This is a genomic window from Streptomyces sp. NPDC047971 (assembly GCF_040653355.1).
Classification (GTDB): domain Bacteria; phylum Actinomycetota; class Actinomycetes; order Streptomycetales; family Streptomycetaceae; genus Streptomyces.
This window is the reverse complement of record NZ_JBEZNW010000001.1, coordinates 155,700-167,303: the sequence shown is the minus strand read 5'-3', so window position 1 is coordinate 167,303 and position 11,604 is coordinate 155,700. Positions and strand designations below refer to the sequence as shown.

At 69.1% G+C, this 11,604-nt stretch carries 9 protein-coding genes and 2 pseudogenes; 8 read left to right on the top strand and 3 right to left on the bottom strand.

Annotated features, from left to right (window positions below; all coding sequences use genetic code 11):
- Positions 1 to 30 precede the first annotated feature (30 nt).
- Positions 31 to 252 (bottom strand): ferredoxin, encoded by a 222-nt coding sequence (locus AB0D99_RS00805; RefSeq protein ID WP_362355275.1) that lies wholly within the window; start codon positions 250 to 252, stop codon positions 31 to 33.
- Positions 249 to 1,442 carry a cytochrome P450 gene (locus AB0D99_RS00800; RefSeq protein WP_362355272.1) on the bottom strand — a complete coding sequence of 398 codons (1,194 nt, stop codon included), beginning with the start codon at positions 1,440 to 1,442 and terminating at the stop codon, positions 249 to 251. Before AB0D99_RS00800 ends, AB0D99_RS00805 begins: the two co-directional genes overlap by 4 nt.
- Before the next feature lie 312 nt (positions 1,443 to 1,754).
- On the opposite strand from AB0D99_RS00800, the gene AB0D99_RS00795 reads away from it, so the two are divergent.
- From AB0D99_RS00795 to AB0D99_RS00760, 8 genes and pseudogenes are all read left to right on the top strand, one after another.
- Entirely contained in the window at positions 1,755 to 3,602 is a 1,848-nt protein-coding gene (locus tag AB0D99_RS00795; RefSeq protein WP_362355269.1) for an APC family permease, read from the top strand.
- Between the two features lie 170 nt (positions 3,603 to 3,772).
- Positions 3,773 to 3,925 (top strand): hypothetical protein, encoded by a 153-nt coding sequence (locus AB0D99_RS00790; RefSeq protein ID WP_362355266.1) that lies wholly within the window; start codon positions 3,773 to 3,775, stop codon positions 3,923 to 3,925.
- A complete protein-coding gene (gene kdpF / locus AB0D99_RS00785; RefSeq protein WP_345693099.1) occupies positions 3,922 to 4,011 on the top strand; it encodes a K(+)-transporting ATPase subunit F in 90 nt (29 codons plus the stop codon). The genes AB0D99_RS00790 and kdpF overlap by 4 nt, the downstream gene beginning before the upstream one ends.
- Before the next feature lie 7 nt (positions 4,012 to 4,018).
- On the top strand, positions 4,019 to 5,683 hold the full coding sequence (kdpA, locus tag AB0D99_RS00780) for a potassium-transporting ATPase subunit KdpA (RefSeq protein WP_362355262.1): 1,665 nt from the start codon (positions 4,019 to 4,021) through the stop codon (positions 5,681 to 5,683).
- Positions 5,680 to 7,821 carry a potassium-transporting ATPase subunit KdpB gene (kdpB, locus tag AB0D99_RS00775; RefSeq protein WP_362355259.1) on the top strand — a complete coding sequence of 714 codons (2,142 nt, stop codon included), beginning with the start codon at positions 5,680 to 5,682 and terminating at the stop codon, positions 7,819 to 7,821. The genes kdpA and kdpB overlap by 4 nt, the downstream gene beginning before the upstream one ends.
- Positions 7,822 to 7,826: 5 nt before the next feature.
- Complete coding sequence (locus AB0D99_RS00770) at positions 7,827 to 8,498, top strand: potassium-transporting ATPase subunit C (protein WP_362355257.1); 672 nt, start codon at positions 7,827 to 7,829, stop codon at positions 8,496 to 8,498.
- A gap of 67 nt (positions 8,499 to 8,565) precedes the next feature.
- Positions 8,566 to 8,982 (top strand): annotated as a pseudogene (locus tag AB0D99_RS00765) (Lrp/AsnC family transcriptional regulator); the annotation flags it as partial.
- 496 nt (positions 8,983 to 9,478) lie between these two features.
- A complete protein-coding gene (locus AB0D99_RS00760) occupies positions 9,479 to 10,615 on the top strand; it encodes a tyrosine-type recombinase/integrase (RefSeq protein ID WP_362355254.1) in 1,137 nt (378 codons plus the stop codon).
- A 745-nt stretch (positions 10,616 to 11,360) separates the two neighbouring features.
- Here AB0D99_RS00760 and AB0D99_RS00755 read toward each other — a convergent pair.
- Positions 11,361 to 11,558, bottom strand: a pseudogene (locus AB0D99_RS00755) (CorA family divalent cation transporter); the annotation flags it as partial.
- Between the last annotated feature and the right edge of the window lie 46 nt (positions 11,559 to 11,604).

Here is an 11,604-nt window from a genome sequence, read left to right as displayed (position 1 = left end):
CCGACATATGGCGGGGGCCCGGAGCGCGGCCTAGGAACCCCCGGGTTCCGGCTCGTGGAGGGTGATCGCCCCGGAGGGGCAGACACCGGCGGCCATCCGCGCGGCCGCGCGGTCGGCGGTGGGCGGTCCGGCGTCCAGCAGGATCACGAGGCCGTCGTCCGGATCCTGGTCGAAGACGTCGGGGGCGGTCATGGCGCACATGCCGGCGCCGATGCAGCGCTCACGGTCGACGCTCAGCCGCGGGGCGCTCATTTCTCGTCCCAGGCGACCGGGAGGCTCTTCACGCCGAAGATGTCCGCGGCCTCCGGGCGCAAGGCGACCTCCTCGGCCGGTACGGCGAGGCGCAGGGTGGGGAAACGGTCGAGCAGCGCACGGAACGCGACCCGCATCTCGACCCGGGCCAGCTGCTGCCCCAGACACTGGTGGATGCCGTGGCTGAAGGCCAGATGTCCGGCGGCCTGCCGGCGGATGTCGAGCGTGTGGGGCTCGGTGAACCGCTCGGGGTCGCGGTTGGCCGTGTGGTACGAGAGGACGACCGTCGTTCCGGCCGTGATGGTCCGGCCGCCCAGCTCGACGTCCTCCAGCGCCGTCCTGTGGAAGGTCTTGGCCACGCTCAGATACCGCAGCAGTTCCTCCACGGCGCCGTCGGTGAGCGTGGGATCGGCGCGCAGCGCGGCGAGCTGATCAGGGTTCCGCAGCAGCGCGAAGGTGCCGAGGGACAGCATGTTCGCGGTGGTGTCGAAGCCGGCCGCCAGGAGGATGAGGCTGATTCCCTTCAGCTCCTCGTCCGACAGGTCGCTGTCGGTGAGTTCGCTGAGAACGTCGTCGGTGGGGGCGGCGCGCTTGGCGGCCACCAGTCGTGCGAGGTACTCCTGGGTCGCGGTGTAGGCCGCGATCAGCTCCTCGTCGCCGACCTCCCCGCCCATGAACGTGTCGATCTGCTCCTGGAAGGACGCCCGGTCCTCGTAGGGCACGCCCAGGATCTCGCAGATGACGATGGTGGGGATGGGCTTGGCGAACGCGGTCACCAGGTCCGTCGGCGGTCCGGCCTCCTCCATGGCGTCCAGGCAGTCGGCGGTGATCTGCTCGATCCGCTCGGTGAGCATCCGCATCCGCCGGACGGTGAACTTGCCCACCAGGGGCTTCCGGTAGCGGCCGTGCTCCGGTTCGTCCATGAGCAGGAACTCGCCGGGCGGCGCCGGAGGGAGCGCGAAGTCGACCACGTTCATGAGGTCCTTGCGGGAGCTGAACCGCGGGTCCGCCAGGACGGACCGCACCATGTCGTATCCGGTGATCATCCAGCCCGGTTTGCCGCCGGGATGGGTGTAGAGGCTGATCGGGCCGTGTCGGCGGGCGTCGAGCAGCTCGGCCGGCGGGTCGAAGGGGCAACCGGCCTGACGCTCCGTCGGCAGCGTCGTGACGGTGTGGAGGGAGTCGCTCATGGTCCGTCCTCGTCTCGCGATATGACGTGTTTGAAGTCGATCGAAAGCTACGTTGCATTCATGAGAGCGTCAATCGTGTGTGCGCGTAATTCCAGCTCAGAGCAGGGGAATTGATGCAATGGGCTGCGGCCGAACGCAATGAGCGTTGCAATGGCGGAAGGCGAAGGCAATGCCGGGGCAGCCGCAAGGACGCGTGACCGTCAGGAACGCGTGAAGAGAGGGCGCTCCGGCGCAAGGATTCCGCCAGGGGAGGCCGAAAGCGCTCCGCGCGGGGCCACGCTGAGCGGACATCAGTCCGAAGGAGCGGCCCGCATGACCACCCCGACCACGGAGAAGGACGCCGTACCCGGCGCCGAAGAACCTCCCGATACCGGCGCACGGCACAAGCTGACCGCCGTCACCGGGCTCGCCGCGCTGTCCCTGGACGCGATGGCGTCGGTGGCGTACGGGCCCGAGGCCATCGTCCTGGTGCTGGCGACGGCCGGTGGACACGGGCTCGGGTTCACCCTGCCGGTCACCCTCGCCATCGCCGGACTGCTCGCGGTGCTGGTGGCCTCGTACCGGCAGGTGATCAAGGCGTTCCCGGACGGTGGCGGCTCGTACGCCGTGGCCAAGGCCCACCTCGGCCGCCGCACCGGCCTGGTCGCGGCCGCCTCCCTGGTCCTCGACTACGTCCTGAACGTGGCCGTCGCCGTGACCGCCGGTGTGGCCGCCCTGACCTCCGCCTTCCCCGGGCTGTACGGGGACCGGCTGGTGATCTGCCTGGCCGTCCTCGCGCTCGTCACGGCCGTGAACCTCCGCGGGATCGTGGACTCGGCCCGCGCGTTCATCGTGCCCACCGCCGTGTTCGTCGGTGCGATCCTGGTGCTGATCGTCGTCGGCCTGTTCCGTGACGCCCCCGTCTCCACGACCACGTCCGCCGGCCACGCCTCGGTCCTCGCCGACGACGCCACCACCGTGGGAGCACTGCTGCTCCTGAAGGCGTTCGCCTCCGGCTGCTCGGCGCTCACCGGCGTGGAGGCGATAGCGAACGCCGTACCGTCCTTCCGCGCTCCCGCCGCCCGCCGGGCCATGCGCGCCGAGGTGGCGCTCGGCGCGCTGCTCGGCGTGATGCTGATCGGGCTGTCGGTGCTGATCTCGCGCTTCGGGCTCCAGCCGGTCGAGGGCGTCACCGTCCTCGCCCAGCTCGCCGATGCCTCGCTGGGGCACAACTGGGCCTTCTACGTGGTGCAGTTCGCCACCGTCGTGCTCCTCGCGCTCTCCGCGAACACCTCCTTCGGCGGACTGCCGGTGCTGCTGAAGCTGCTCGCCCGCGACGACTACGTGCCGCACGTCTTCGGGCTGAAGGCGGACCGGCAGGTGCACCGGCACGGAGTCGTGTGGCTGGCCGTGGTCTCGGCGGCGCTCCTGGTGTTCTCCGGCGGCGACACCAACACCCTCGTCCCGCTCTTCGCCATCGGCGTGTTCGTCGGCTTCACCATCGCCCAGACGGGCATGGTGCTGCACTGGCGACGGGAGCGCGGAGCCGGATGGGCTGCCAAGGCCCTGCTCAACGGCCTCGGTGCCGTGCTCACCGGCGTCTCCGCGATCGTGGTCACCCTCACGAAGTTCCACGACGGGGCCTGGCTGATCGTGATCGCGCTGCCGCTGCTCGTCCTCGCTTTCGAGGCGGTCCACCGCGCCTACGTCCGGATCGGGGAGCGCCTGGGCGTCGGCCGGGTGCCCGAGCCGCCGCGTCGAGAACGCTCCCTGGTGCTCGTACCCGTCTCCTCGCTGACCAGGCTCACCAGCGAGGCCCTGACCGCGGCCGTCTCGCTCGGCGACGAGGTGCGGGCGGTGACGGTGTGCCATCCCGACCGGGAGGACCGGGAGGCGACCGAGGCGTTGCGGCGCGACTGGGCCCTGTGGAACTCCGGTGTGGAGCTCGTCCGCCTGCGCGACGAACGCCGTGCGCTCGGCCGCCCGATCGCCGCGTACGTCCGGGACCTGACACGGACCAGCCCGGACACCAGGGTCACCGTGCTGATCGCCGAGACCGAGCCGGAGCGCCTCTGGCAGCGACTGCTGCAGAACCAGCGCGGCGCCGTCGTCGCCCACGCCGTCCGCCGCGACACGGACGCGGTGATCTGCCGCCTCCGCTTCCGCCTCGGCGACCGCTAGCCCACCGCGTCGATCCGCCGGGTACCTGACGTCCGCGCGGCCCGACACCGGATCCGCGTGCGGCGCGCGACGACGCCCTGAGCAGGGGATCCGTGGCTTTCGGGGCGCCGCGTAGGGGATGCGTCAAGAGGGGCGTCACGAGCGTCAAGGCGGCGTCAACGGCGACGGCGATGGCTGGAAAAGGCGGTTTCCTCATCTCGTCAGAGAATCCGCTCTTCCTTCTTCACCGGGAGTTCACGATGGCCGACGTGGCCTTCGTCGTCACCACGATCGCGGTCTTCGCGCTGGTGGCCTTCATCGCCAAGGGGGTGGCGAAGCTGTGAGTGCCGAGAACATCGTCGGTCTGCTCGTCGCCGTCGCCCTGCTGGGATACCTCGTCCTCGCGTTGGTCAAGCCGGAGAGGTTCTGAGCCGGATATGAGTCCTGTTCTGGCTGGGGCCCTCCAGCTTCTGGCGCTCGTCGTCGCCCTCGGCCTGTCGTACCGGCCGCTGGGTGACCACATGGCGCGCGTCTACTCCTCCGACAAGCACCTGCGGGTCGAGAAGTGGATCTACAAGGGCATCGGTGCCGACCCGAACGCCGAGATGCGCTGGCCCGCCTATCTGCGCGGCGTCCTCGCCTTCTCGGCGGTGGGCGTCCTCTTCCTCTACCTGCTCCAGCGGGTGCAGGGGTCGCTGCCCGGTTCGCTCGGCTTCTCGTCGATCGACCCCGACCAGGCGTTCAACACGGCCGCCTCCTTCGTGGCCAACACCAACTGGCAGTCGTACTACGGCGAGCAGGCCATGGGCCACGTCGTGCAGACCGGCGGCCTCGCGGTGCAGAACTTCGTCTCGGCCGCGGTGGGTATCGCGGTGGCGGTGGCGCTCGTGCGCGGTTTCGCCCGGTCTCGCACCGGTGAGCTGGGCAATTTCTGGTCCGACATGGTCCGCGGAGTCGTCCGTGTCCTGCTGCCGATCTCGGTCGTCGGCGCGCTCGTCCTGGTCGCCTGCGGGGCGATCCAGAACTTCGCCGGGATCCACGAGGTCGGCCAGTTCATGGGCGGCACCCAGCAGTGGAACGGCGGTGCGGTCGCCTCCCAGGAGGTCATCAAGGAACTGGGCACGAACGGCGGCGGCTACTTCAACGCCAACAGCGCCCACCCCTTCGAGAACCCCAACGGGCTGTCGAACCTCTTCGAGATCTTCCTGATCCTCGTCATCCCGTTCGCGCTGACCCGCACCTTCGGCCGGATGGTCGGCTCGCTCAAGCAGGGCTACGCGATCCTGGCGACGATGGCCACCATCTGGCTCGTCTTCACCGGTCTGATGCTGTGGACCGAGTTCGCGGGCAGGGGTCCGGCCTTCGACCTCGCCGGCGGCGCCATGGAGGGCAAGGAGACCCGGTTCGGCATCGGCGCCTCGGCGATCTTCTCGGTCGCCACGACACTGACGTCGACCGGTGCGGTCAACTCGTTCCACTCGTCGAACACCGGCTTCGGCGGCGGCATCAACCTCCTGGGCATGCAGCTCGGCGAGATCGCTCCCGGCGGTGTCGGGTCCGGCCTGTACGGGATGCTGATCATGGCGATCATCGCGGTGTTCCTCGCCGGTCTGATGGTCGGCCGCACTCCCGAGTACCTGGGCAAGAAGATCGGCACGCGAGAGATCACGTTCGCGGCCTGCTACATCCTCGTCACACCCGCGCTGGTGCTCGGATTCACGGCGGCGTCGTTCGTCCTGGACACCCCGGCGAACTCGATGACCAACTCCGGCGCGCACGGCTTCTCCGAGATCCTCTACGCCTACACCTCCGGCGCCAACAACAACGGCTCCGCCTTCGCCGGCCTGAACGCCGACACGCAGTGGTTCAACTCGACGATCGGCATCGCGATGCTGCTCGGCCGGTTCCTCCCGATGGTGTTCGTGCTCGCGCTGGCCGGGTCGCTGGCGGAGCAGAAGCCCGTCCCCGAGACCGCGGGCACCCTGCGGACCGAGAAGCCGCTGTTCACGGGCCTCCTGGTCGGCACGATCATGATCATCACCGGTCTCACCTACTTCCCGGCGCTCGCGCTCGGACCGCTCGCCGAGGGGCTCGCGGCATGAACATCGACGTAAAGAAGCAGCAGGACACCATGTCCCCCACGACCTCTCCCGCAACGGCTCCGCACACCGACGTCCCCGTGGGCCGAAAGCCCACGTCGGGACGGGTCGGCGGCGGGCTCTTCGACCCCAAGCAGCTGATCGCCTCCTTCCCGGACGCCCTCAGGAAGCTTGACCCACGCGTGATGATCAAGTCGCCCGTGATGTTCGTGGTGCTGGTGGGTTCGGTGGTCACCACCGTCCTGGCCGTCAAGGACGCCGGCGACTGGTTCGGCTGGGCGATCGCGGCCTGGCTCTGGCTCACCACGATCTTCGCCAACCTGGCCGAGGCGGTCGCCGAGGGCCGCGGCAAGGCGCAGGCCGACACCCTGCGCAAGGCGAAGACCGACACGGTCGCGCGCCGCGTGATCGGGAAGAACGAGGAGCGCGTCCCGGGCACGGAGCTGCGCATCGGGGACCTGGTGGTCTGCGAGGCCGGCGACATCATCCCCGGCGACGGGGACGTCGTCGAGGGTGTCGCGTCCGTCGACGAGTCCGCCATCACCGGTGAGTCGGCCCCGGTCATCCGCGAGTCCGGCGGCGACCGCTCGGCCGTGACCGGCGGCACGAAGGTGCTGTCGGACCGGATCGTCATCAAGATCACGACCAAGCCCGGCGAGACCTTCATCGACCGGATGATCAACCTGGTCGAGGGCGCGGCCCGGCAGAAGACCCCGAACGAGATCGCCCTCAACATCCTGCTGGCGTCCCTCACCATCGTCTTCCTGCTCGCCGTCGTCACGCTCAAGCCGTTCGCGATCTACGCCGGGGCCGACGAGCAGACGTCCCTCATCGTGCTCACCGCCCTGCTGGTCTGCCTCATCCCGACGACCATCGGCGCGCTGCTCTCGGCGATCGGCATCGCCGGCATGGACCGGCTCGTGCAGCGCAACGTGCTCGCGATGTCCGGCCGCGCGGTCGAGGCGGCGGGCGACGTCTCCACCCTGCTCCTGGACAAGACGGGCACCATCACGCTCGGCAACCGCCAGGCGGCGGAGTTCGTCCCGGTCAAGGGCGCCACGGAGGCCGAACTGGCCGACGCCGCCCAGCTGTCGTCGCTGGCCGACGAGACCCCCGAGGGCCGCTCCATCGTCGTCCTCGCCAAGGAGAGGTACGGTCTGCGCGAGCGCCACCAGGGCGAGCTGTCCCACGCCGACTGGATCGCCTTCACCGCCCAGACACGGATGTCGGGCGTGGACGTGGACGGCCGCAAGGTCCGCAAGGGCGCGACCGGTTCGGTCGTCGCCTGGGTGGAGGAGCGGGGCGGCACCGTCTCCGACGACGCCCAGGCGCTCAACGACCGGATCTCCCAGGCCGGCGGCACCCCGCTGCTCGTCGCCGTCGAGGACGCCGAGGGCGCCCGCGTCCTGGGCGTCATCCACCTGAAGGACGTCGTCAAGGAGGGCATGCGCGAGCGGTTCGACGAGCTGCGCCGCATGGGCATCAAGACCGTCATGATCACGGGTGACAACCCGCTGACCGCGAAGGCCATCGCCGAGGAGGCGGGTGTCGACGACTTCCTCGCCGAGGCCACCCCCGAGGACAAGATGGCCCTCATCAAGCGCGAGCAGGCGGGCGGCAAGCTCGTCGCGATGACCGGCGACGGCACGAACGACGCGCCCGCGCTCGCCCAGGCGGACGTCGGTGTGGCCATGAACACCGGCACCTCGGCCGCCAAGGAGGCCGGGAACATGGTGGACCTGGACTCCAACCCGACCAAGCTCATCGAGATCGTCGAGATCGGCAAGCAGCTCCTGATCACCCGGGGCGCCCTGACGACCTTCTCCATCGCCAACGACGTCGCGAAGTACTTCGCGATCATCCCCGCGATGTTCGCGGTGGCCCACCCGTCGCTGGACAAGCTCAACATCATGGGCCTGGCCTCGCCGGAGTCCGCGATCCTCTCCGCCGTCGTCTTCAACGCGCTGATCATCGTCGCGCTGGTCCCGCTCGCCCTCAAGGGCGTCCGCTACCGGCCCGGTAGCGCCGACTCGATGCTGCGCAGGAACCTCGGGGTCTACGGCCTCGGCGGCCTGATCGCCCCGTTCATCGGCATCAAGATCATCGACATGCTCATCTCCCTCATCCCCGGAATCGGCTGACGATCATGAACAACTCGGTAGGAAACACCAGCCGCGTCCTGTGGGCCGGGCTCCGGGCACTCCTCGTTCTCACCGTCGTCTGCGGCGTGCTCTACCCGCTCGCCGTCACCGGCATCGCGCAGCTGGCCTTCCCCGGCAAGGCCGACGGCTCGGAGGTCGAGGACGCGAGCGGGAAGGTCGTCGGCTCGGAACTCATCGGCCAGCGCTACGACCTGCCGCTCAAGGACGGCGAGGAGACCCCCGCGCCGGACCTGAAGTGGTTCCAGCCCCGCCCCTCCAACGGTCTCGGCACCAACTCCGTCAACACCCAGTACTCGATCATCCTGTCCGGTGCGACCAACCGGTCCGGTGACAACGAGGACCTGATCCAGTGGGTCAAGGACGCCAAGGCCGCGGTGGTGAAGGACAACTCGACGGCCGGCCACCAGGTCGGGCCCGAGGACGTCCCGGCGGACGCCGTCACCTCCTCCGGCTCCGGCCTGGACCCGCACATCTCCCCGGAGTACGCGAAGCTCCAGGTCCACCGGATCGCGGAGCGGAACACGCTGGACGTCGCGGCCGTCGAGAAGCTCGTCGCCGACCACACCGACGACCGGATCCTCGGCTTCATCGGCGAGCCCCGGGTCAACGTCCTCCAGCTCAACATCGCCCTCAAGGAACTGGCGGCCAAGGGCTGATGGCCTTGCCCGAACGACAGCGGAGCCGGCGCGGCCATGGACGGTCCATGGCCGCGCCGGCTTCGGCCGGCGGGACGCCACCCAGTCCTACGCGGCACTCGGCCAGACCGTCGGCCTGTCCGTGGGCGCCGCGCACGAGCGGGTGCGGAAGCTGCGCGAGCGAGGCGTCGTCCGGCGGACCACCGTCGACGTGGACCCGGCCGCCGTCGGCGGCGCCGTCCTCGCCTACGTGATGGTCGACTCGACGTCCTGGATGGGGGATTCGGCGCAGGACTTCGCCGCGCTCCCCGAGATTCTGGAGGCGCACGTCATCGCGGGCAGCGCCTCGGTGCTGGTGAAGGTCAGGACGGCGACGACCGAGCAACTGCAGGACGTGCTGCGCCGGATCTACGCCATCGACGGGGTCAGCGGCACGCAGGCCACCGTGGTCCTGGAGACCTTCTTCGAGCGGCCGCTCTCACCCCTCACCGGCGACCTCGGGTGACGCGGCGATCTCCTCGCGCCACGGCGTCCGCACGGCTCGAAGCCCCGGGCACCGTCGTCTTCGACGACATGCGCCGGCCGCCGGAGCTGCTCGCCGGGTGCGTGAGGTGACTCCGGGGGAGTCGCGGTGGCTTTCGCCGCCCTCGTCCTCACCATCAGCCGGCACCACCCGAGCGGGGACGTCGGCGGCCCGGGTGTGAGTCCTCCAACACCCGGCGGCGGCTGACCGGACATGCTGATCCCTGTAGTCTCCCGGCAACGCCCTTGACCCGCAGAAGCCGGCAGGGAGCAGACGAACCGGGAGTGCCTCATGCTTCGCACGATGTTCAAGTCCAAGATCTGACTATTTGGCGTTGCCGCAGGTCAGGGGCATCATGTGCCCCCCTCAGGTCAGCAAACGGTCAGCATGCGTCCGCATGGTTTCCGTGCTTGCTGACCTTCGACCTACAGTGCGGCGCCTGAGCATGATTCTTGGGCTGGATCGGATGGTTCGCGACATGGCCCGACAGCTCGCCCGCGGCATGGGGTCCTTCTTCAAGGACTGCGGCTGCCCGAAGCCCACCCGCTGCCCTCACCCGTACTCGATCCGTTTCCGCGACGCGCTCGGCAAGCAGCGCGAGGAATCCGGCTACGCCACGCAGGACGACGCGATCGAACGCCTCACGCAGCTGTACGCGGAGAAGAAGACCACGGCGCCCTCGGTGGCGGCGGCCCGCCGTGAACTGGGCCAGCAGACGGTCGAGGAGTACGCGAAGCAGTGGCGGCCCCGGCAGCGCAGGATGACGGACTACTCCACGGGTGAGCATGTCGACAGCTCGATCAACGTGCACATCGTCCCGCGCCTGGGATCGCGGAAGCTGAACTCGGTCACGTCGATGGTGATTGAGCGGTTCCTGGACGAGATGGAGAACGACGGGGTCGGCCGAGGCAACCAGGTGAACATATTCCGGGTCCTCAAGACCATCCTTCGGGACGCGTATGCCAAGGGGGCCATGGCGGACGACCCGGTGAAGGGGGTTCAGGAACCCGAATACGTGCGCGGAACGGTTGCCATTCCCTCCCTCGCCTACGTGACGAAAGCGCTGGCCGTCGCCGACGAGGACCTGGCGCTGGAGATTGTCATGATGGCGGGGTGCGGCCTGCGGAATGGGGAGGCGCGAGCGGTGAACGTCCACAACGTCGTGGCCCAGGACGTCTACCGGGTGCGGGAGCAGATCCATTCCAACACGCTGAGGCCGGCGAAGCTGAAGCACCGCAAGGTGGGGGACTTCCGGGAGGTGCCTTTGCCACGGTCGGTCCGGGAGGCGATCGAGCGGTACGAGGAGAAGCACGGCACCACGAAGGACGGCTACCTCCTGTGCGGCCCGGGTGGCTACTTCACCGAAGGCATGGAGCGGCGGCGGGTGAGGAAGCTCTTCGCGGACCTCCCGCCGGAGGAGGGGGTCGGGATGTACGGCTTCCGGCACTACTTCGCCTCGAACGCTCTCGGCAGCGGCATCCCCATCACTGACGTGGCGGAGTGGATGGGTCACAAGTCCATCGAGGAGACGTACCGGACCTACCGGCACCTGATGCCGGGCAGCATCACCAAGGCCGCCCGGATCCTGGACGCCGGCCTCTGGGCAGCAGCCTGATTTTCGGCTTTGAGCTAACAGCAGGTTCTTCGTGTGCTGGTGGTACACGCCTCACATGGCCCCTGACCTGCGGAAACGGTCACGATTCGGCCAAGCTGCAGGCGGCTGGTCCGCGTATGGCCCGGATCTTGGTCGGCCTCGTCCCTGGCCCCGAAGAGCGACCGCCATGCGGGAGCAGGTCGCACCGAAGGACGACAACCGCTCAGCCCCGCCCCCTTATGGCCACGATGAACCGAGAGTTGTGATCCCTACACCCCCGCTCGGGCGGGGACCACTGGTCCCTGAGGGGCTGGCCACTCGCCGCCATCGGAACACCCCCGCCCTGATGTGCGTTCTGGACCGGCCCCTGGCAAGTTCAGCCGACGCCCGGCTTACGGGATGACCCACAGCTGGGCGTGGCTCCTGAAAGAGCGTCTGCGCCTGCGGCGGGATGAGTCGGCTGCGTCGTGGCTCCGGCGGGGACGGGGCTGGGGTGCGGAGCGGCGTTCCTTATCTCCAGTATCCGTTTGGCGAACGCGGGATATGTGCTGGCCCAGACCGGCGGCGGCCCCTTTCCGGGCTCCGCGACAGGGCACCGATGTTCCCCTCGCTTGCGGGGTGTGGAGGTCGGGAGAGCCCTGCGGCCTGGGAGGCTGAGCCCTCGGCCTCGGCGTCGCCATTCTCCCCAGATTCTCCCCAGGGGGCCTTTGGGGGTGCCGCTCATGCTTTGCTCGCGCTAAGTTGATCAAGGGTCTGGGGTGGGTGGCTACAGCCAGTCCTTCTTCTTGAAGACCACGTACAGGCTCACGCACACCACCGCCATCAGCAGCACCGCGAACGGGTACCCGCCCGCCCAGTGGAGCTCCGGCATGTTGTCGAAGTTCATGCCGTAGATCGTGCCCACCAGCGTGGGGGCGAAGAGGATGGCGGCCCAGGCCGAGATCTTCTTGAAGGCCTCGTCCTCAACGCGCTGACCTGCGCAGATGGCCGTACGGGGGCTCTGACCTGCG